Source organism: Alcaligenes sp. SMD-FA (assembly GCF_025960365.1).
GTDB lineage: Bacteria > Pseudomonadota > Gammaproteobacteria > Burkholderiales > Burkholderiaceae_B > Alcaligenes > Alcaligenes aquatilis.
Genome location: NZ_CP110108.1, coordinates 2,117,803 through 2,139,887 on the forward strand (window position 1 = coordinate 2,117,803; position 22,085 = coordinate 2,139,887).

At 59.4% G+C, this 22,085-nt stretch carries 17 protein-coding genes and 1 other annotated feature; of the genes, 1 reads left to right on the forward strand and 16 read right to left on the reverse strand.

Features of this window, described 5'->3' with window-relative positions; genetic code table 11:
- Position 1 precedes the first annotated feature (1 nt).
- From tssK to OKX01_RS09855, 16 genes are all read right to left on the reverse strand, one after another.
- Positions 2 to 1,399 (reverse strand): type VI secretion system baseplate subunit TssK, encoded by a 1,398-nt coding sequence (gene tssK / locus OKX01_RS09780; RefSeq protein WP_230018058.1) that lies wholly within the window; start codon positions 1,397 to 1,399, stop codon positions 2 to 4.
- 7 nt (positions 1,400 to 1,406) lie between these two features.
- Positions 1,407 to 2,048, reverse strand: a complete 642-nt coding sequence (tssJ, locus tag OKX01_RS09785) for a type VI secretion system lipoprotein TssJ (RefSeq protein WP_230018055.1) — start codon at positions 2,046 to 2,048, stop codon at positions 1,407 to 1,409.
- A 2-nt stretch (positions 2,049 to 2,050) separates the two neighbouring features.
- Complete coding sequence (locus OKX01_RS09790) at positions 2,051 to 2,455, reverse strand: DUF4150 domain-containing protein (RefSeq protein ID WP_094196774.1); 405 nt, start codon at positions 2,453 to 2,455, stop codon at positions 2,051 to 2,053.
- Positions 2,456 to 2,484: 29 nt separating this feature from the next.
- Positions 2,485 to 3,156, reverse strand: coding sequence for a DUF3540 domain-containing protein (locus OKX01_RS09795; protein WP_264671700.1), 672 nt, complete (start codon positions 3,154 to 3,156; stop codon positions 2,485 to 2,487).
- A gap of 13 nt (positions 3,157 to 3,169) precedes the next feature.
- A complete protein-coding gene (locus tag OKX01_RS09800; RefSeq protein ID WP_230018050.1) occupies positions 3,170 to 4,126 on the reverse strand; it encodes a pentapeptide repeat-containing protein in 957 nt (318 codons plus the stop codon).
- Positions 4,123 to 6,624, reverse strand: coding sequence for a pentapeptide repeat-containing protein (locus tag OKX01_RS09805; protein WP_108727508.1), 2,502 nt, complete (start codon positions 6,622 to 6,624; stop codon positions 4,123 to 4,125). Before OKX01_RS09805 ends, OKX01_RS09800 begins: the two co-directional genes overlap by 4 nt.
- Positions 6,625 to 6,637: 13 nt before the next feature.
- Entirely contained in the window at positions 6,638 to 9,523 is a 2,886-nt protein-coding gene (gene tssI / locus OKX01_RS09810; protein WP_059317612.1) for a type VI secretion system tip protein TssI/VgrG, read from the reverse strand.
- Between the two features lie 3 nt (positions 9,524 to 9,526).
- On the reverse strand, positions 9,527 to 12,208 hold the full coding sequence (gene tssH, locus OKX01_RS09815; protein WP_094198354.1) for a type VI secretion system ATPase TssH: 2,682 nt from the start codon (positions 12,206 to 12,208) through the stop codon (positions 9,527 to 9,529).
- Entirely contained in the window at positions 12,195 to 13,223 is a 1,029-nt protein-coding gene (gene tssG / locus OKX01_RS09820) for a type VI secretion system baseplate subunit TssG (RefSeq protein ID WP_249494403.1), read from the reverse strand. Before tssG ends, tssH begins: the two co-directional genes overlap by 14 nt.
- Positions 13,187 to 14,905 (reverse strand): type VI secretion system baseplate subunit TssF, encoded by a 1,719-nt coding sequence (tssF, locus tag OKX01_RS09825; RefSeq protein ID WP_094196780.1) that lies wholly within the window; start codon positions 14,903 to 14,905, stop codon positions 13,187 to 13,189. Before tssF ends, tssG begins: the two co-directional genes overlap by 37 nt.
- Positions 14,906 to 14,945: 40 nt before the next feature.
- Positions 14,946 to 15,365 carry a type VI secretion system baseplate subunit TssE gene (gene tssE / locus OKX01_RS09830; protein ID WP_003799822.1) on the reverse strand — a complete coding sequence of 140 codons (420 nt, stop codon included), beginning with the start codon at positions 15,363 to 15,365 and terminating at the stop codon, positions 14,946 to 14,948.
- A 12-nt stretch (positions 15,366 to 15,377) separates the two neighbouring features.
- Positions 15,378 to 15,863 carry an Hcp family type VI secretion system effector gene (locus OKX01_RS09835; protein WP_003799821.1) on the reverse strand — a complete coding sequence of 162 codons (486 nt, stop codon included), beginning with the start codon at positions 15,861 to 15,863 and terminating at the stop codon, positions 15,378 to 15,380.
- A gap of 143 nt (positions 15,864 to 16,006) precedes the next feature.
- Positions 16,007 to 17,494, reverse strand: coding sequence for a type VI secretion system contractile sheath large subunit (gene tssC, locus OKX01_RS09840; RefSeq protein WP_094196781.1), 1,488 nt, complete (start codon positions 17,492 to 17,494; stop codon positions 16,007 to 16,009).
- Between the two features lie 2 nt (positions 17,495 to 17,496).
- Positions 17,497 to 18,000, reverse strand: coding sequence for a type VI secretion system contractile sheath small subunit (gene tssB / locus OKX01_RS09845; protein ID WP_003799817.1), 504 nt, complete (start codon positions 17,998 to 18,000; stop codon positions 17,497 to 17,499).
- Between the two features lie 38 nt (positions 18,001 to 18,038).
- Positions 18,039 to 19,466, reverse strand: a complete 1,428-nt coding sequence (locus tag OKX01_RS09850) for a TssA family type VI secretion system protein (protein ID WP_094196782.1) — start codon at positions 19,464 to 19,466, stop codon at positions 18,039 to 18,041.
- Between the two features lie 198 nt (positions 19,467 to 19,664).
- Positions 19,665 to 19,781: a sequence feature (AL1L pseudoknot), on the reverse strand.
- A 389-nt stretch (positions 19,782 to 20,170) separates the two neighbouring features.
- Positions 20,171 to 20,932 carry a glucose 1-dehydrogenase gene (locus OKX01_RS09855; protein ID WP_094196783.1) on the reverse strand — a complete coding sequence of 254 codons (762 nt, stop codon included), beginning with the start codon at positions 20,930 to 20,932 and terminating at the stop codon, positions 20,171 to 20,173.
- Between the two features lie 223 nt (positions 20,933 to 21,155).
- On the opposite strand from OKX01_RS09855, the gene OKX01_RS09860 reads away from it, so the two are divergent.
- Entirely contained in the window at positions 21,156 to 21,659 is a 504-nt protein-coding gene (locus OKX01_RS09860; protein WP_094198355.1) for a DUF523 domain-containing protein, read from the forward strand.
- Positions 21,660 to 22,085 lie beyond the last annotated feature (426 nt).

Genomic DNA, 22,085 nt, shown 5'->3' on the forward strand with positions numbered 1-22,085 from the left:
CTCACCATTTGCTGACAATCAGTTCAATCTGCAGATTCTCGGGTGCGCCCAGCGCAACCAAGGACACTGCGCGTGTCTGCTCCAATGCCGCCCAGCCCGGCGACATGGGATCGATGTAGCAGTACAAGGCTCCCGGACGACGAGGAATGCCGCGTGGCGGTTCGGCCAGTTTGAGCAGCTCGACCCCTCCCAACGAATGGGTCACCAGCAGCTCGACCTGGTCGGGGGCACACAGTTTGAAGTCGCCCGCCAGCGCCTGCAAACGCTCTTGCTGCTCGACTCCGGCATAGGCCACCAGGTGGTAGCGTTGGCGGGCGGCAAAAAACGCGTCCGGCAACTCAGCCTCGTACAAGCCCGCACTGGCGCCAGCAGGCTGTAAGCGGATCAACAGCTCGGGAGCGGCGACAATTTCATTGAGCAAGGCACTGATCAGGGTGCTCATGGCGTGAAACCCCGCTGCCAAATCTTCGTGCTGATACGGCGGGGCCAGCACCTTTCCGTCCCGGGTCTCGCCCATCATGTCGTAGCGTTCCGAGAAGGTGGACAACTCGCCGACCAACTGCCGCAACAGGCCATAGACCTGCCAGGGATGCGTCTGCGGAGCCTCCAGCACATGATTGAGCATGGGGCCATAACGATTGAGCACCTGCAAAGCCACCAGCAAACTCAAGTGGTTACCGTCCAGATCCTCCGTCCTGCCCAAGCCGCCAGGTTTAAAGACTTCCAGCTGCCGTGCGCGTCCGGTCAGCTCGTCGCGGATGCGGCGTATCGCCTCGATCAGCCAGGGACTGGCCGACAAATTCAGGCTGGGGGGGATGTACTGGCGCTGCAAGCGCGCCTGATCGCCGTCCTGCTCCAGCCGCGCCACAGCCAGCAGTTCATAGTGACCCAGCTGAGGCAACTCCTCGTCCCAGAACACACGCAAGACGTAATTCATCAAGTCAAGCTGACCCTCAGGGCCCTGCGCGTAATCGTCCGCCACCGTGACCGGATCGGCAGCCGCCACCATGCGCGTACTCACCGTCTGAGCCTGGCCAGAATCGTCAACCACACTCACATTGGCCTGGCCGGGCATCATGCGCCGCAGTCCAAGGTACACCGTACGGCCAGTGGCCAGATCCGCCAGTTCAAAACCGCGCGACTCAATCACGGCATTACCGGGATACTGGATAAAACTGCCGTCGCGCAGCCGTGCCGTCAAGGCCAGCACTCTGAAATCCAGCGTCTGCAATGCCGCCTCGTCCAACTCCAGTTGCAGCACACCCCATGGGTACGGCTGAGTCTGGGCCATGAATAAAGCCAGACGCTGGTAGAACAGATTGTCGTTATGCTGGAAATGCTGGGGCTGCAAAAACAGACCCTGGTGCCAGAAGATCGGTTGCAAAGGATGAACGCTCATGAAATCTCTATGGGTGTTGATGACCGACGGGCCAGGGGCCCGCTGCCGGCAAAGTGGCCGGGGGCGGAATGACAGTATCAGTCTGACTCTCGATGATGGCTTGCGGGCCCAGCCGCAGACGAATACGCAGCGGCTCGGGCCGGGCCTCGTACTCACGGAACATCAGGCCATGACTGTCAAGCTTGGCGCCAAACTGATAAAGACGGGTGCCGCGGGCTGGATCCAGGTGCTGATAGCCCAGCGCGACGGCTACGTAACGGGCCTTGTCCATGCGTGCCAGCCGAATGCGCCGCTTGACGCCCGGTTCGATAAAAATACGATCCAAGCTTAGTAAACCCGTCGGCGCACTATCGGCCATCAACAGACTGGAAAGCTGATCCGGCCTGCTTGAGTACGGTTCGAACACCGAGGGCTCGACCATCTGCGTCACCACCATCAGCACCGTATGCGCCTGCCCTCCCCAGGTGTTCAACTGTGGATCGGCATTAACCTCCAGCACCAGCGCATCACGCTCGTACTCCCACTGCAGATCCTTCAAGGCCTCGTCCTTGGACTTGGTCTTGAACATGCCGCAGCCGGTCAACACCAGTGCGGCCAGCAAGACCAGCGCGGCGCGGCGACCCGTACGGACAACATGACTGCGCCTCATCCTCAGCTCCCCACCATCACTGTGCTTTGACTAGGGCTGATCACCGTCCCGACCGAGTTGACCGGCATGCCGTTATGGCCCGTCATGCAGCCCATGCGCACAGCCGGTTTGCCACCCACCATAACCGTCATGCTGCCGTTCATGAACTGCACTTCGCCTTTGATTCGATTGCTGGCTACGCCGCCGACGGTGCCGACCTCATCACCGCTGCTCATCATGATTTTGCTGGCCTGATTCAAAGCAGGCATATTGACCACCAGCACATTACGCACCAAACCCGAAGGCTGGGCCATCTGCGTCGTCGCCAGATTGGGAAAAGGCGTAGGCACGGGACCGGCCGGGGTCGGCACTTTGCACACATCGGGAATCGCATTGGCCTGCGCCCCGCCATTGTTGAGCATGAACATAAATCAAAATCTCCTTGGTAATACCGGGCCTAGCCCAGATGCACTTGCTGGCCGTCCACGACCACACGTTGAGCACCCCGCAGCTCAGCGCTGCGGGCCCGCACACGCCAATCCCGCTCGATGACCAGCCGCTGCGAGGCAGCCGCATAGTCATCGTGTCCAGCCACACGCGTGACACGCTGGCCGGCATGTATCTGGCTCTGCCCATCGTGCTGCTGACGCTGGCCGCTATACTCCTGCCGCTGTGCAAAATAGCTGTGCAGGGACTGCCCTGCCAGATGCACTTGCCGGGCCTGTAACAGGTACTGCTCAGCCTGTAGCGCCAGATCCGCCCCTTGCAGCACCACGGCCTGCGCCGCTTGCAGATGCAAACCGCCGCCAGCCTGAACACGGACGTTGCCGGCACTGCGCACCACGGTGTCGGCAGGCAGACGCAGTTGCGCCGTCTGACCGGAACGTTCCAGCACCGCCAGGATGTAGGCCTGCCGCCCATTGAGCGTCAGCAATACCAGATCACCCACTTGCGGCTGCAACAGGCAGGAGGCTGCCAGCGGTGCAAAGCAACTGCCCATGGGGCCAAGCACGCCCCAGCGCTGCCCAGCCTGGACATAGACTTTGGCCTGCACGGTGTGCCACTGAGCGACCTGTGAGGGGTCCTCCGCTATAGACAGCGGCTCAGAACCCGGACTAAGACAAGACATCTGCATCTCCTTTTTATAGCGCCGACAAAGTCCAGCGCGCATCAGCACGCCAGCGCTCGGCCTGCAGGCGGGGGGTATCGTCGCCCTGCAGGCCCTGCTTGTCACAGCCATCCCAGCACACCTGATGCAAATCGGCTCCATGTACGCGCATGCCTTTGACCTGCGTGCTACTCAGATCAGCCCCTTGCAAACGCGCATAGCTGACATCGGCATATTCCAGACAGGCACCCGACAGGCAAAGCCCCTGCGCATGCGTATGCCCCAGCCTGGCCTGTGCCAGATGGGCACCGCGCGCACTGGCCTGCGGCAAGCGCGCATAATTGAATATGGCCCCCTCCAGACGGGCCCCGTCCAGGCAGGCTCCATCCAGCGTGCTGCAAGCCAACGACAGAAACGGAGCCACAATCTGCGACAGGTCGGTTCGCTCCAGATCACAATGCTCAAACGCACATTGTTCGAAACGGCCTTGTGCCAGATGCGCGTGCGCCAGATTGGTGCGACGCACCTGAACCTGAAACCACTGCGCAGCCACGGCCTGCAAGCCGGCCGCCTCACAATCCATCCATAAGGCCGGCCCGATTTGCTCGGGCAGGCGCAACCCCCTCAGATCGCAGTGTTGCCAGGTCACGCCGTGCATGAGTGCCTGACTAGCCTGCACCTGGCTCAAATTGCACTGCAGCCACCAGCCATCGTCCAGAGAGGCCGCACTCAGATCCGCGCCGCTGAAATCGCAGCGCTCAAAGTGCGCCCGGCTCAGTGCTGCTCCACTCAAGCGTGCCCCCTGGAACTGGCAGTCGACCAACACCGCATCCGATAAATCACAGGCGCTCAGATCGGCACCGCGCAGGTTCAATCCGTCCGCCCGCAAACCGTCGAATTTCAAACCACTATATTGACCGCCGGACAAATCCAGATCTCGAATTGGGCCCTGTTCGATCAGGGCCAACAACTGCTCTGCACTCAAACTCATCGTGATTTACCTCCTTGTGTGTGTCGGGCCCAGTCAGGCAAATGGCCTAGCAGCGCCCCTTCCAAGTCCACGCTACGCACCGTGGCACTGCCCAGTTGCGCTCCGTACAGATTGGCTCCACGCCAATCGGTTTGGTCAATCAAGGCGTAATCAAACGCCGCATCCAGAAAATTGGCGCCAGGCCAGCGCGCTCCTGTCCAATTCACTTCTTTGAAAATGCTTCGTGCAGCTTGCACCTGCCAGCCTGTCGCAGCGCGTAAATCGCAGATCTGTAAAAAAGCATCGCTGAGATCGGCCTGATCGAAACGGCTGCCGCGCAAGTCACTGTCCTGCAAACTGGCCCCCCGCATATCGGCAGACCGCATATCGGCCTCACGCAAGATGCAGCCACTGTCCAAGCGCACATCGGCCATCTGCGCGCCCACCCAGTCCACATCGTGGCCCTGCGCGCCGGAAAAAGTGGCGCCCCGTAATACCGCTTGCGAGAAACACGCCCGATCCAGCGTGCATTGCGACAGATCAGCGCCATCCAACTGTGCGGCATGCCAATTACTGCCTGCCAGACGGCAACTCGTCATTCCCAGGCGCTCGGCCTGTGCCTGGGCAAAGCCGCCACCTTCCAGCGAACAGTTTTCCCATTGCCCAGCAGCCAGTCGGGCCGCGCTCAGAACAACGCCCTGCAAATCACAGTTCTGTAAACGAGCACCGGTCAGATTCAATGCATCGATCCTTTTGCCCGCCAGAATGCATGCTTCCAACACGGCGCCGCTCAGATCGGCCCCGTCGAGCTCCACACCCCGCAGATCCAGCCCCATCAGATGACACCCGCGCAGGCTATGGCCCGCCTGTCGGTGGGCATGAAATTGCTCCAGCGTGTCGATAAACTGCTGCGGTGCTCCTTGAGCAGCCAACCCAGCCTGCAACACGGCCAGCTCGGCAGCCAGACTGTCCAGACGCTGATCCATTTCGGCCAACTCAGCGTGCAGGCTGGTCCCTTGCTCCTCCAAGGCATCAAAGGCGGAAGGCGGCACATCGGCCCAACCGGCCTTGGCAGCCTGTATCTCGGCCAGCATGTCCACCGGTCCGGAGGTCGAGGGGGCGCGAGGTAATTGCGCCAGCGCCAGCAAGGGCTTTTCATCCAGCTCCAGACGCGTGGCCACGTCCTTGACCTGCGCCAGCAACTGGTCCTGTCCCTGTTGCAAGGCATGTTCGATGCTTTGCAGCGGATCGCTATCCTCGGCCTTTTCGCTCAGAACCAGAGCGGCCAAAGGCGCAATGCGCGGCAAGGAAACCGGGCTATACGGAGCCAGACGTTCTTCCATATCCGCAATCCAGGCATTGCCCTGCGCTCGACCTTGCTCCAGGCTGTCCTGCAACTGGGCCAGGATCTGCGGGTCCGCCTGCGACGCGTCGGCCATCTGCGGCAGGTCGCTCAACGGCTCCATCTCTTTGTCCTGCGGTGTTTCGTGCGCCATACCCTGCGCACCAGCGGCTGCATGCAGCGCTGTCCAACGTGCCTGCAGATCAGGCAGGCTGCCAGCCGGCTCGTGCGCGTACTCGGTAAAGACTGCCGCAGCGGCAACATCGGCCGCATCGGCACGCTGGACCGGGATGCTGGCCCGATACAGCATCAGGACACGTTCATCTTGAGGAAACAGCCACACCGTATCCAGATCAAGGACCGCCTCCTCAATCCGTTCACTCCCTTTTCTGCGCAGCAGCAAACGGGGGCGCAGGCCTGGCAGGCGGCCCGACACTTCCGGTCGTTGCGGATGCATCCCCTGCACACGCCAGGACTCCGTGCCTTGCCAGTAACCATCCCGTACCTGATCCTGAGGAAAAGCATCGAACAATCGCGGATCAGTATCATCAGGCAGCCAGGGAAAGCGCTCTTTCTCCCAGCGTTCATCCACCGTCCCCACCCAACGCATGCGTGAGCCAGCGCCAGCGGGCAGACGCGTCAATATCGCCGGCCCCCATCGGTCAGCCGGCGAAAGCACCGGCGTATCCGGATGTTCGGTATGAGGCAGCAAGACACCCTGCGCCTGCTCCGGGTCTTTCAACCACCCGCAACCGTATGGGTTTTCGTTGTAGCCTGCGCCACCATACGCCTGGCGCAAGGTCAAGGGCAGCGACTGAAACGGCTCGGCAGCACTGGCACGCCAACCTGCCAGCGTGTGTTGCCAGCGACGCGTGCCATGCACATGGAGGGTTTTTTGCAAGTGGCCCAATTGGACCTGGACCGCCATGGCCGTCGTGTGCTGCCCAGGGGGCGCCCAGGCCTGTCCCGCTACGCCATAACTGCCCCGTGTCTTTTTCAAACCCGCATCAAAGGCCTCATCCGGAAAATGCGCCAGCAACCACGGCCAGGCCTGGGCTTCGGGCAGGCATCCGCCCGCTTGCCAGACATAGCCCAAGGTCACCACCCAGCGCGCTTGCCCTGCCTGGGCATGGTAGGCCTGCATCAGCAGCACATCATCGGGTTTGTCGATATCCATAGGGGCAATGTTCCTAATTGAGCTTCACAATGCCGTTGGCCTTGATATTGACCGAGGCCGTGCCATTGATGCGTACGTTCTGGCCGGCCACATCAATCATGGGAGCCTTCATGTAAACCACCGTGTCTTTCACCTTGAGCTGCCCCGTCATGGACATGGATTCCAGAATCACACCGGCATTACCCGCTTTAATCACGACCTGAGCCTTGCTGATCTTGATCTTGGAGATCAGGACTTCCCAGGACAGCAAAGACGTGGGCGCTCCAGTTACGGTGGCATTGCCAGCGACCAGCGTATCGATTCCTCCGGTTCCCACGACATACTTGATTGTGCGGCTGGTCAGCGAGTAGGCATTGGCCACCGTAATGGACTGCTTGCCATAGGTGCCCTCCATATCCACCACCTTGGTGCTTTGACTGCGCACCACCCGTTTCTCGGCCCCCAGGATGATCTTCTTCTCATCGCCTTTGGTAATGCGGCTCTGATCGCTCAACTCGACTTTGGTGTAGTCGCGCAGATCCAGCTCCTTGGAGCCGCTATACTTGATCCCCACGCTATAGCCCACGGTAATGCTGCTTTTGAGCGAGGCTGAGGCACTGACTTCCGCGCCCAGCGACGTGGATATCTTGATGGGATTGACATTCAGCAGCGAAATATCCAGCACCTTTTCCGGTGCCTTGAGGTAGGACAGATCAACCCAGCCATCGGTCCCTTCCTTGACCTTCTTGGCCGATTGATTGATCTCATCCATCAGTTCTTTGAACTTTTCGCTGGACGTTTTTTCCTTCTTTGCCTCCGTCGTATCCTTCTTGTCTCCGGTATCCTCGCCCGCTGCCTCCCCTTCTTTTTTGGGTTCCTCAGATACGGACTTGCCTTGCTCGAGCCTGTCCAAAGCGCTATCTAGTTTGGCCAGCAGGGCTTGCAACTGCTTTAAGGCCCCATCCAGATCAGGCTGCCCGCCTGCCGTGGCCTGCGCATTCTTTTGCAGTTGGGCCAACATCTGCGCCAACAGCGCCCGTTTGGCCTCCAGGGCTTTCATCTGCACGGGCGCGGTGGCCGTCGGCAAGCTGGCCTCCTCTTCCAGAAAGTCGGCCATGGCCTGATTCTGTGCCTGCTTCAGGCGTTCGCGCGGTTCGGGATCGGTATCAACATTGCCCTTGTTGCCCACTTCCAGGTGGTAAACACCAGGCACTTGTTGAATGAACGAGCGTCCCAGCAGGCCCATATGCCCCTGTGTACTCAGACGCACGCCCGAGCGATGGGGGCTGGCCGGGTCCGCGCCCAGATGGAAAGTGCTCCCCAGCGTAGGCGAGGACAAACGCGTATGCTGGGCGCCCAGTCTGTCCTCGAACTCCAGAGCATTCTGACCGGCCGTGCGCAAGCCCGGCTGAGTCGCCGTATCCTGATTGCGAATGCTAGGATTTTCTTCGTTTGGAATGGCCGAAACAATCACCGGCCGGTCCGGGTCGCCGCCCAGAAACGACACCAGCACCTCCGTTCCCTTGAGCAAAGGAAAATTCATGCCATGCTGGCTGCCCGCATACGGCGTGGCCATGCGCACCCAGGCGGAGTTGCCACCATCGGGGCGATTCGCATCGACAGGGGCAAACAAAAAGCGTATGCGGTAACAACCGTGCTCGTTGATCTGGGCATATTCGCCCTGGCCTTCGGCCACGACTATCGCGCTCAAGAAGCCAACCACACGGGGCTTGGGAGTGACGCGCGCCGGGCGAAATTGACGCACCTCGGGCAGCACCGTCAAGGAAGCCTGATAAAAAACCTGCTCATGCCCCGCCGCACCACTTTGGCGCGGCAAGGGCTGGCGCCCCTCGTGGCGCAGCGCAATCACAAAGTAGCGCTGGTTGAAATCGTGGCGGAAATGCTCATGCAACTGCACGGGATAACCGGCCCGTACTCCCGGCGCCAAAGCCACACCCTGAAAACGACTACGCTGGCAGGCAATTTCTTCGGCACGCAAGCTCGCCATGCGCTCGCCATCGTCCTGCTTGCTGAAGTGGGCCCCATAGATCTCCACACTTCCCACGCCATCGAACCTGTCTTGTGGCGGCTGCCCCTGCGGGTCGATAGCCGCTTTCATGGTCAGATTCAATGAAGGCTGGCTAACCGAGAAATCCCGCAGCACCACCGAGCGCGGCGACACACTCAGCGCATGATCGAAACGCGAAACCCCAATCCGATTCTGTTCACCGCTCAAGGCACCGGCCGGTCGCCAATACAGGGGGACAGCCTGCCGAGGCTGGTCCGTGCGCTCATGACCAAACACCAGAATTTCATGGTCTGCGCCCTGTTCGAACCAGTAGTAGACGCCCTCGTGCTCCAGTCGCCGCGAGAGAAAGTCCAGGCTGCTCTCCTCGAACTGACAAATAAACGCAGTGCGCGTCGCCATCAACAGGTCGGAGGACAAACGCAGGCAATACTGCGCGCCGGCATCCTGGGCTGGCTCGCCTTGCCGGCTCAGGCCGCACTGCGCCAGTACCATGCGAATGATGGTGCCCAGATCAGGTTTACCGCCTGCCTGTGCATCGGCTTCCATATAGACCCGCGACAGGCGAAACATGCGCAGCAGCGCCATTTGCGGCTCAAGCACGGCTCGATAATGGGCAAAGCCATCATCACGATGCGTCTGCCGCAATTCGGTAATAATGCCGTGCCAGGGCAGCCAACGCTCCTGCGCATCAAGCACGCTCAAGGTAGCACGCGCTCCCAGCAGTTCTTCCAGATCGATATCGTCGCGTGCGGAGGCCAGCTCGATCTCGAAACGATAAGGCCGCGACACGGCCTCCTCGCCGGACCAGCGCGTCACCAGAAAAAGGTCAGGATCGGCCAGGCCACAACGGAAGCTGGCCAAGGCCTGTTCGGTATCGTAGTCATTGAGCATGCCTTAGCTCCCCATCCGTATCACCCAGGGCTGCGATGCCTGCGGGCCCACATCTACACTCAAGGCGGTCGAGCCATCACCGTCGGCCATCCAGGCCAACACCCGGTCAGACAGCGCCGGCAACAGGCTCTTGCGCAAAATAAAGTCGATATTGCGCGCGCCACTGTCTACCTCGGTACAACGCGCCGCAATGGCCTGAGCAACCGCGGGGGTAAATTCCAGACTCAACCCATTGCTAACTTGCAAGCGCTGCACGATGCGAGCCAGTTTTATCTGCACAATCTGCGCCAAAGCCTCATCCGACAGCGTGCCGTAGGGCACCACCGTCATGCGCGCCAGCAGAGCCGGCTTGAAATGCTGCGACAGTGTCGGGCGGATACGCTCGGCCAGTTCATCAGTCTGCGGCGGGGGGGTCTCGACCCGGGCGGCCGTCACGATGTCGGTGGCCAGATTGCTGGTCAGGAAAATGACCGTATTGGAAAAGTCGATCAGCCGACCTTCGCCATCGGCCAGCGAGCCTTTGTCAAACACCTGATAAAACAGATTGACCACATCCAGATGAGCCTTTTCCACCTCGTCCAGCAGCACCACACTGTAGGGCCGTTTTCTGACAGCCTCGGTCAGCACGCCGCCTTCGCCATAGCCCACGTAGCCGGGAGGTGAGCCGACCAGCCGGCTGACAGTGTGTTTTTCCTGAAATTCGCTCATATTGATGGTGGTCAGCGCCTGCTCACCGCCGAACATCTCATCGGCCACCGCCAGCGCTGTTTCTGTCTTGCCCACCCCCGAAGGACCGACCAACAGAAACACGCCCAGCGGCTGGCGCGGATCGCGCAAGCCGGACTGCGCCGCCTTAAGCACCTGGGCTATCTGCGCGAGGGCCTCATCCTGACCCCGGATGCGCTGACACAACTGCCCCGCCAGTCCCAGCACGGCACTGGCCCCATCGCGCTGCATCTTGCCCAGTGGCACGCCGGTCCAGTCCGAGACCACCTGCGCGACCGTATCGGGCCCGACCTCCGTAAACAAGAGAGGGGCATCGCCCTGCAGGCGGCACAATTGCTCGCGCGCCTGGCTCAACGCCTGGGTCAAATCCTCGGGCGACAAGTCCGGTTCCACCGCCGCATCACCGTGTTCAGGTCCGGCCTTATCGGGGTCTGCCTGCAAGCGGGCCAGACGCTGCCGCAAATCCAGGACCTGCTCGGCAGCTGCCCGTTCGGCCTGCCAGCGTTCGACCAACGCATCCAGATCCTGTTGGTCCTGCTGCACGTGTGCATCGATCTGCTCAAGACGCGCCGCCTCGATACGATGACCGTGCGCCTGATCGCGTTCCAGGGCCTCACGCTCGCGGGCCAAACCCGCCAGACGACGTTCTATCCGCTCCACCCCGGCAGGCTTGACTCCTAGACTGATACGCACGCGGGCTGCTGCCGTATCCAATAAATCCACAGCCTTGTCCGGCAACTGTCGACCCGTGATGTAGCGCTCCGACAAGGTGGCTGCAGCCTGCAAGGCATCGTCGCGCACGCTCACACCATGCACCGCCTCGTAGCGGCTCTTGAGCCCACGCAGTATCTGCACCGCCGTGGCACTGTCAGGCTCGTCCAGTCGAATCAATTGAAACCGTCGCGTCAGGGCCGGATCGCGCTCGAAATACTTCTTGTACTCGGCCCAGGTGGTCGCGGCAATGGTGCGCAGCTCACCACGCGCCAAGGCCGGTTTGAGCAGATTGGCGGCATCGCTGCCACCGCTGGCGCCACCGGCGCCAATCAGCATATGCGCCTCGTCGACAAACAAGATAATGGGCTGCGGTGAGGCCTTGATGGCATCAATCACACCACGTAGCCGTTGCTCAAACTCCCCCTTGACGCTCGCCCCGGCCTCCAGCAGCCCCAGGTCCAGGCCCAGCAAGCGGGTACCGCGTAAAAACTCCGGCACATCGCCTTGCTCGATGCGCAAGGCCAGCCCCTCGACCACCGCTGTCTTGCCCACGCCGGGCTCACCCACGCAAATGGGGTTGTTCTTGCGACGACGCGCCAGAATGTCGATCATCTGGCGGATCTCATCGTCACGCCCGAATACCGGATCTATCTCACCGCGCGCCGCCTTGGCGGTGTAATCTTCGCAAAACCGCGCCAGTGCGCTATCAGCGGCCGAGGTCGCCGTGGGCGGTGCCCCCTTGGACGCGTCGAGCGGCTCGTAAGCCTGCTCAGCCGACGCCCCGGTCCAGGCGGCAAACTGCTTGTGCAATTGCTCACTGGAGAGGGCACGCAAACTCTCGCCCCACGGTGTACCTGCGGCGTAATAACCCAGCCGCATCAACAAGGCCAGCAACACGGCACCACTACGCACATGGCGGGCCCCCAGATTGACCGAGGCGACCAGCCAGCTATCTTGCAAGCACTCCGTCAGCATGGGCGAGAAAACCGGGCGACCCGGATTGCCGCTTTTGAAGCGTGCCAATGCATCCTCCAATTGGGCTGCCAGTCGCAGACTATCAATCTGACTCTGGGCCAGAATGTGTGCCAGATCGCTGCCCGTCTCGCTCAGCAGGCGATGCAACAGGTGCTCAATACTGATTTCATAATGCCCCCGTGCCAGGGTCAGGCCTGCGGCAGACTCCACGGCCGCTGTGCACAAGGGATTGAGCCTGGCAAACAAAGGCTTTAAGTCAACGAGCATCATGATCATCGTTCTCCGCAGTAAAAAGATTCAAGCCGAAACGCACCGGCCGCTCGGCCAGTACGCGGCTACGGCCTTGGCCCAGCCATGTATTGCATCCCAGCCGCTGCCAACCCCGGCCCAGACAGGCCCCCTGGCGCTGCTGCGGCTCCAGCCACAACTGCAGCTCGCACTGCAGCGGAGCCTGTAAATACCAGGCCACGGTGCGGCTGACTCGATCAAACAAGGGGGCACCGGGCAATAAGTCGTGAAACAACTCGGCCTGCAAAGGGCCAATTTCGACATCGGCATTGCCGGCGCAATCGAGCACCTGTTCGCCCAGCACACTGTCCTCACCCAAACGACAGGCTTGCCCGCCTAAGCGGCTGCGATAGACCGGGGCAATGCGGACAAAGCGCGGTGCACAGGGGTGGACCCGTACCGGCAAGCTCCCCAACAAACCTGCCAACAGGCTTTGCAAACCCAAGGCGGAACGTGACTTCATGCCCAGATTGCCGGCAAAAGGCAGCAGCGCCTGCGCATCATCCTGGCGTTCAGGCGCCTCACGCAGCCCTACCAGGGCATATAGCTGGCGCAGGCGCTGGCCATCACGACGCTCATGTACAGCCAGCCAGATGCGATACTTTTCCCAGGCCTGATACAGCAGCGGGTACAGAGCCGCATGCACAATGTCGATAAAATCGCGGCGGGCCGAATACCCCTGCATCGCTTCTTGAATCAGATCCTCGGTATAGAACGTGGGCAGCGGCGAGGTCACCCCATACAAACCAAAGAAATTGGCCTCAATATGAAAACGTCCATCGACACCGCGTTCGACCTTGGCCAGATCCGACTCGGGGAATGCCAATGTCAGTGCCGGCCGAATACGCAGGCGCTCGCGCAAGGCCGCATCGTCGCCCAGATGCTGGCGCAGCAAACGCGCCGCCTGGAAGAAGCTGTATTGAGGGGCCTGGGTCTGCAAATCCTGCAGCAGCCCAGCCTCTACAACAGGCGTTGCTGACCGATCTGCGCTGGCCATTGCAGCGTCTCCCCATGGACCGTGTCATGCAGCGTCAAGGCGATGAAGGTATTCATCGTCGCGCAGCCGGACAAAAATTCGTTCAAGACAGAACCGAACAGATACAGGCTGCCGGGACCTGAGAAATGATCTCCTGCGCACTCGATGCGAACCGTACTGCCCTGGACAGGCATGCCGCGCACCATGCGCCGCTGGCTTTGCACCTGCACCTGCTGAATAGATTCGATCTGGCGCAATCCGGCGGCTCGCTGCCCGGACTCCCCGCGTTGCTCGGGCAGATACAGCAACAGCAATTTGCGCAGACTCTCGGCGCTGGACAGCGCCATCTGATTGGCCTGCATGTGCGAGAGCACGCGCCAGAGCAAATCCTGCGCTAGATAGGGTTCGCGATAGGAGGTGACCCCGGTAATGTTAGAAAAAGTCACCCGCACCGGCGACCGGTCGGTCGCCTCGCAAATCTCGCCCAGGCGCAGATCATCCGGCCCGCTGCCGTCGGTACAGCTCAGGCGCAAGGACAAGACCTGCTCACCGTCTTGCGCCAGCCCAGCGCCTGGCAAGCTTAAATAATGCTCACAACCCGATCCCAGTGCTGAGGCACGTACGCGAATGTGATAGGACTGGGCGCCCGGCACACAGTCGCTGGCCGGCTGATAGCCTTGTTCCAGCCCATCCGCACTGCGCAGGTCCACCCGGTCCACACTGTAAATCTGAGCTCCCTGACGCCCCGTGACTGGCCGGATACGATATTCCGGCTGCCGGTGATCCACGTACAAGGGCTGACCATCCAGGGGATACAAGTTGACGGCCGGGCTCGCATGCAAGACAAAATTGTCCACACTGACCTCAGGAGCCCAGTCGGGCAGACGGTCAAACTCAAAACGCAGCACCAATCGCGTCCCCTGACGGGCACGCCAGCGCTCCAGTCCCTTTAGCTCCAGAAAGCGCAGCTTTTCGGGCAGGGCAAAATATTCATGCAAAATGCGCCAGGCCGGATGCGCACCTGCCGGCCAGGGTAATAAAGGATAGGCGGGGTCAAAGCCAAACGGACGCAGACACGCCGGCTCCAGCCGTACCATGCTGCCTTGGGGCGAGCCGACATAGATGGCGCGCGTGTCACGCATAAGAATTCGAAACAATCCGCTGGCCACCGTCTCGCTGCCGCCCAGCCACAACCGCAACGAGTTCCCTTCCCATTGAGCGGCATCCAGGCCTGTCAGAGCCAGTTCCAGCACCAGCGCCGGCACCTGACTGGCGCGCTGGCCTGCATCCCAATAGGCGTGTTCCAGCCGCAAAGGCTCAACAGCGACCGGATAAATCGCATTGAATACCGCGCGCTCACCGCGCTCGCCGGAAGAAGAAAAAGTCGTACCGACCGGCACCTGCAAGGTTTCACCGGTCACGCTGCGCGGACTGTACTGCATGATGGTCATGCATGGCACCGGCCGCAGGAACTGCGGAAACATCAGTTGCGCCAGACTTTGCACAAACTCAGGAAAATCGTCGTCCAGACGCTGGCGCACAAGCCCCGTCATGAAGGCCACGCCTTCGAGCAGACGCTCTACATCCGCATCGACCGCGGCCGCACTGCCCAGCAAGGGAGCCAGAGCGGGATTGCGACGCCCAAATTCGGCCGCCAAGGAACGCAGATTATGCAGTTCCTGTTCGTAGTATCGATTCAACATTCCCATTTCCCTGGAGCACACGCAACAGCTAACACGTCTGTCATTGCGCTTGCAAAGACACCCGACCAGACGAGGAGATTGACGTAGCCAGCCGTATCGGCAGCTCGTGGTCGTCTACCTGCACCAGGCCTTCGAGCGAAAAGCTCAAGGACAGCACCTCACTGCCCTGCTCGCTGACCTGCACTTTGGGCGCTTTCAGGCGCGGCTCGTAGCGTTCGATCATGCGGGTAATGCTGTCGATGATCTCGCGCGTGGACCCGCTGCTAAAGGAGCCAGCCAGATTGGTGAAATCCGGCACCCCGAACTCCGGGTCCAGTGGCACGCTGCCGCGCCGGGTATTAAGGATGCGCTGCAGATGCTCGCGTATCGAGACCACCAGCACCTGGGCACGCGTGGCCTGGGTCTGGATCTGCCCCGTCTCCAGCGCAGCAATGCGCTCCAGCAGACGCAACTCGCGCATCCCTTTTCCCTATTACTTTGGTGTGAGCCAGGAGTCTTCGGCCTCGATACCGTCCGGTTCCCAGGTCCAGACGATTTTTTCGTAGGTCAGGGCGATGTCTTCCATGTGGCCGAACTGGCGGTTCTCGGGAGCCAGGCAGTTAGGAACCCAAGTGCGCGAGCTGGTGACGACGGCCTTTTCCAGGCGAATCGTGTAGTACTTTTCTTCCGTGCCCTTAGGGCTAATACGGTAAAACTCCAGCTCGACTTTGCTCAGTTGTTCGCCCGAGCACTGTGCCTGGAAGATCTTGGGCGAGGACTTGTCGATTTCCTTGGTCAAGGTAATACCCAGGTGCTGGCGCTTGCCCGAGGGCAGGCCCGTCTGGGGGCTCTTGGGCAGTTCAATACGATGATCGACGGCCTGGATCAGAATCTTGCCGCTGTGACCCTGAACTTCGCAGGACCCTTCGATCTTGCCCTGGGTTTCGCCTTCAAGCGTGAGATAGCATGGCATAGGCATGGTAAATTACTCCTGTTGTTAACTGACTGTGTGATGACTTAAGCAGTCGTTGCCAATACCGGGTACACCACGACGTCTGGCTGGCGTCGCGCCGGTGCCTCAAGGCGGCGATCCTGCTGACACAGGATCGCCCGCCCTCAAACTCAGTTTTTGTCCAGCTTGCCCACCAGCGACAAAGTGAACGATGCGCCCATGTACTTGAAGTGCGGACGCACTTTCAAGCCCACGCGGTACCAGCCTGGATCGCCTTCCACATCCGAAACGGTCACCTCGGCCTGTCGCAAAGGCCGACGGCTGCGCACACCCGCGCTCGGGTTATCCATATCGGCCACGTACTGACGAATCCACTCGTTCAATTCGGCTTCCAGGTCATTGCGCTCTTTCCAGGTGCCGATGTTCTCGCGCTGGATCACCTTGATGTAGTGCGCCAGACGGCTCACCACATAGATGTAAGGCAGTTGCGTGCCCAGCTTGTAGTTGGTCTCGGCCACCTTGCCTTCTTTGTTGTTGCCAAAGAACTTGGGCTTTTGCGAGGAATTGGCCGAAAAGAAGGCCGCATTGTCCGTGTTCTTGCGCATCGTCAGGGCGATAAAGCCTTGTTCGGCCAACTCGAATTCGCGTCGTTCGGAGATCAGCACTTCGGTCGGGATCTTGGTCTGGGTTTCGCCCATGGCCTCGTAGTTGTAAATAGGCAGGTCCTCGACCGCACCGCCGCCTTGCGGCCCGATGATGTTGGCGCACCAGCGATAACGTGCAAAGCTGTCGGCCAATCGGTCTGCAAACGCAAAGGCCGCATTACCCCACAGAAAGTTCTGATTGCCACCCGACACGTCTTCGTTGTAATTGAAGGTCTTGGCCGGTACCGTGTCCTCCCCATAAGGCACGCGCAGCAGAAAATGCGGCAAGGTCAGGCCCACGAAGCGGGCGTCATCGGACTGGCGAAATGAATTCCACTTGGTAAATTGCGGGCCTTCAAAGACTGCACTCAGATCTTTCAGATTGGGCAGCGCCGAGTAATTGTCTACGCCAAAAAACTGCGGCCCTGCCGAGGCGATAAACGGCGCGTGCGCCATGGCCGACACACTGGCCAAGGACTGCAGTAGCTTGATGTCCTGGGTGCCGGGACCAAACTCGTAATTGCCGATGATGGAGCCAAAGGGCTGACCACCGAACTGCCCAAACTCCGCCGTGTAGACAGCGGTATACAAGCCCGAGCGGGTAATGTCGGTGGCATCCTCAAAGTCTTCCAGCAGCGCCTGCTTGGACACATTCAGAATGGCCAGCTTGTTGTTCTCACGAAAATCCGTGCGATCGACCAGGAATTTCAGCCCTGCCCAGGCCGACTCCAAGCGTTGGAAATCGACATGGTGCAAAATCTGGTCTACCTGACGACACAGTTTGCGATCCAGATTGGCGATCATCTCATCGATCAAGCCCTGGCTGATCTTCTCGCTTTGGCGACCCGGCTCAAGCAGCTCGGCCACAAAGGCTTCCAGCCCCTGACGGGTAATGGCGTAGGCCTCATCATCAGGACGCAGGCGAGTCGATTCAATCAGCTCATCGAGCAGCGAGCCGCCTTCCTGGGCGCCTTGCGCAGTCTGAGCCTGCTGTTCCGGTGTGGTTGCAGTCATGTTTATTCCCCTTGCTTGTCCTGTACGCCCAACTCAGCCAGCAGACGCTGACGCGTGCCTTCGTCCTGTACCAGTCCCTGCAGACGCTTGCGAAAATCAGGCAGATTGCCCAGTGGCCCTTTCAATGCCTTGAGTGCGTCGCGCAAGGCAATCAACTGGCGCAGTTCGGGCACCTGATCGACCAGCGCGTCGGGCTGAAAGTCGCGCATGGACTCAAACCGCAGGTCCACAGTCAGTTGATCGTCCGGACCGGCCTGCTCATTGAGCTTGTCCTGCACCAGCAAGGTCAGCGACAGATTCTGGGCCTTGAGCACGTCGTTGAACGTATCCTTGTCCACGCTGACCGGCGTACGCGCATCCAGGGGCGTACTGTCTTCGCGCAAGGTAAAGTCGCCCAGCACTAACTGGCGAAACGGCAGCTCCACCTGCTCCTGGGCATCACCCGTGGCGGGTTTGTACACAATATTGACGCGCTCTTTGGGGGCGACGGAACCATCAGCAGCCATGTCGGTTTCTCCTGTTTAGAAAATCGGGGTCTGTTCTTTCATCGGGCGCGCATCAGTTGCTCGCCACCCGTCTTTAACCGCGCCAACGCTCCATCCAACAAGCGTCGCGCAGCTTCGGCCTCGGCTCCAGCCGCCATGACCAGAGAGGTCAGGCCAAACACATCCAATCCCTCACCGTCCAGCGCCGTATCTTTAGGCGGTTCGGCACGGCCAGCGGCAGGCGTAGGCTCAGTCACCCGCGTCCCGGACGCGGTCAGCCAGGCACGCGTCTGCTCATCGGCAAAGGGACGCCCATCGCTAAAAGCCAAGCGCTCCAGCCCAGGCAAACGCTGCAAGATCGCTTGCGTTTCGATCAGAATCGTTTGCGCACCGGCCTGCCCCTGAGGCAAAGCCTGCGCCGCCTGATAGGACAGGCGATTCAAATCCAGCCAGAAACGCATGCGTCCCAGGCGCGACTCTGCAAAGCGCAAGATCGCCGCCGGGTCCTGGGCTTCGCTCAGGCGCTCCAGCACTGCCAAGTCCGCGACAGGCGGCGGAGCAACGCGCGTCACCCCTTCCTGGGCATGCGGCAAGGTATCCAGAAACAGCCAGGCGCTTTGTCGGTTCAAGCGCAGCAGCCAGGCCGTGGCCAACAGTGCATCGTCCAGAGTCAGCAAAGACTCCTGGATCGTCGCGACGCTTTGCTCTACATAGCGCTCGGCCGCGACCACGTCGCTTAGTGTTGCAGCAGCGATGACAAGGGTCTTGTCACTCGCGGAGTCAGACCCCACCTCAGAGCGCACAGGCTGAGCGACTTCTTTGGCTGCAAGTACCGGGGCGGCCGTCTGGGTCGCTACCGCAGATTCGTCCTGCGCCGGTTCAGAAAGCGGGAAATCAGGAACACGCGTTTCAGACGAAGTCTGTGTAACAGGTGCCTCGCTCTGGGCGGTCGGCAACAACTCTCCCAGACGCTTGCCTAAACGCCACCACGCCGGCGGTTCATCGTCTTTAGCCTGCCAGAACGCATCCAGCTCATCACACAGGGCAAGAACCTCGTCGCGTTGCTGCGAATCCAGTCCCTCTGCGTCCCAATCGGGCTCGGACAATACCGCGTCACATTCGTCCAGCAGCCATTGCACTTGATTGCGCCGGCCACGAATGCGTGCTGCAGCCGGACTCATGGCGTCCCAATACACCGTATGCAGATCGCGTATCACCTGTAGTCCAGCAGCCAGACCACGCGTACCGTACTCATGCAACCAGGCTGCGCACAACCACACCCCGGCACTCAGATCCTTGCCTTCTTTATCCAGTACCTGAGTTGCCAGAGAGGCGACCAGCGACCAGTCCAGGGGTGTGGCAGCATGCATGTCCACACGTTTGCCAACTTCAAGCTGAAGCGACGCAAATGTCTCACTATCACGAGGCATCTGCCCATGAGGCTGTGATTGGCTGATTGCTCGTACACCTAGCTGGCTGTCCAACATTACTCCGTGTCCCCCAGACTCCAGTCACCTGTCAAAAAAAGGCGACCTACTATTGATGCACGAAGTATAGAAATGACACGTTTAAAGATCGTTAAAGGCTTCTTGGTACTTATCTAGCATGTAGTACGGCGGAATAAACACTCTATAAACGCTAGCTTGTGTCCATCGGTGTAAGTCAAGCGATCAGCGATAGCCGGACGGAACAATCTGCAAACGCTGACACAGCGGCCCAACTCCTTATGCGTCTCGGTGCCTATCAATACACTGCCGGATTACTTCAGTTGGTGATCGGGCACCGCCCAGACGAAAAAAGTGCTCCCCAGACTCAGAGTCTCGTTCGCTTTGGATCGCTTTGGATCGCTCTCGATTCTCGTGCTCCCGCAGCAGGTGCGCAGCACGCTCGCGCACTTCAAGGCAAAAAACCAAACTATGCAATTTTTAATAATAAATTTGGATTAGTTCGGTCAGAAATGTATTGAGAATCATTGCCATCATTCGATGTCCGTTTTTCCTGCCCGCCGCATCTTCATCATGGCCGATCCATATACTCCAAAAAACATGGCTCGCTTATTGAATGGATTGAGCTGGGAGGTGGCACAGGGAGCCCCGTTGACTAGACATCACGTCAAAGCGGATATGACCTTGCCCATGCCAGTGAGCATCACGCAATTTCCCGCTGAGGTGCATGGCTCCGATCCTATGGGCTACTTGCCGCCTGTCGTGTCCAGAAATGCTCCCGTGACAAAGGACGCCTCGGAGCTAGCCAGCCATAAAATTGCACGTGCCACCTCTTCTGCTTGTCCCCCTCGTCCCATTGGAATGCTGTCCTTTAAGCGATCCACACGGTCCGGCTCACCACCGCTGGCGTGCATCTCGGTATAAATATGTCCTGGCCGAACGCAATTGACACGAATCCCTTCTCGGGCAACCTCTTTAGCAAAGCCCGTTGTGAAAGTCTCCAATGCTCCCTTTGACGCAGCGTAATCCACATATTCATTCGGACTGCCAAGCTTGGCCGCTATTGACGAGACATTAACAATGGAGCCTCCCTGCCCACCATGGCAATAAGCCATACGTTTAACCGCCTGTTGGCTACAAAGCATGGGGCCAAGCGTGTTGACGGCAAAAGTGCGTTGCATACGCTCGAACCCGACATTCTCCAGACGGGATTGCTGAAACAGCACACCTGCGTTATTCACCAACACGTCAATCCGTCCAAATCTCTGGTCAACTTGTTCAAAGAGCCCAGTTATCTGCTTGGGATCTGCACAATCCGCCTGGACAGCAAAAGCGTGGCGACCTGCCGCCTCTATTTCAGCGACCACTGCCAAGGCAGCAGATTCGCTTTCAGCATAGCTAAGAATGACGTTATAGCCCTGCACGGCGGCCAGGCGCGCGGTCGCTGCACCTATGCCACGGCTCCCACCGGTAACCACTATGACTGGATAATCTGATGCCAAGCCCATTTGTCTCTCTCCAACGTACCGTTTCAAGGCATCATAAGGCGAAAAACCGGGCTCGGGCCAAACGTACTCTGAAACAGTGAGCACTACTTGAGACCAGCACTGAACTCCTGCATGCTGTCGATACAAACCATTGTTATATACCGCCCAGTCTTTCGATCTTCAGGCTGCGCCGCCACATGGCGAACCGCGAGCCTTGTACTACCTAACAGAGCCAACCAACATGATGAAATTCGTTTTAGTGAGTTCATGCCTGCTTGGCAAACCAGTCCGCTATAACGGCACCCACAAACTGGCTGAAAACGAGATTTTGTCGCGCTGGCTAAGTGAAGGCCGCGTCATCTCTGTATGTCCTGAGCTTGCAGGTGGAATGCCGGTACCTCGTCCGCCCGCTGAAATTATTGGAGGCGGCGGCATGCAAGTGCTTTCCGGGCTGGCACGTGTTGTAGACGCTCAAGGAAATGATGTGTCTCGCGCTTTTGTAGCTGGCTCCGTACAAACTTTGCAACAAGCAAAGCTCAAGAATATTCGGGTCGCCATCCTTAAAGAAGACAGTCCGTCCTGTGGTTCCAGCTCTATTTACGATGGTTCCTTTACCGGCATCCGTATCCAGGAACAAGGCGTCACTGCGGCGCTGCTGGAGTCCGAAGGCATTCGCGTCTTTAACGAAAAACAATTTGCGCAGGCCGAGGCCTACTTGTGTGGCTTGGAAAATGAGGATTCGGAGTGAACGAAGCCCCCTTTAGCGACGTATTTCCCTGTTTCGCCAATCAGCCCCTCTTGTTATCCCCTATCCTGCAAGAGCCACACATTTGCCTACACCTGAAGATCTCCCAGCGTCTCTCAAAGTGATAGCCCTGTGGGCCACCATGATAATTGCTCCATACCTAGCGCACAAAATCGTCTGAGGAACAGTATTTTCAAGAGACGCACGACAAGCTTGCCAAGCTTGACGGTATCGACATCGAACTCCTGCGTGCGGGCGCTTCGATGTAAAGACAAGCGGCTGTCCATACTTTCATAACGTGTAAAAGTCAGAGCAAGTTCAACCTGTCTGCCTCAAGGTGCCAAGGACAAAACCGGCTTGGTCTATTATTAATAAATGCAAAAAACACGACAAGCACAGATATATCTTCCAAGTTAATCCGGTTAACTA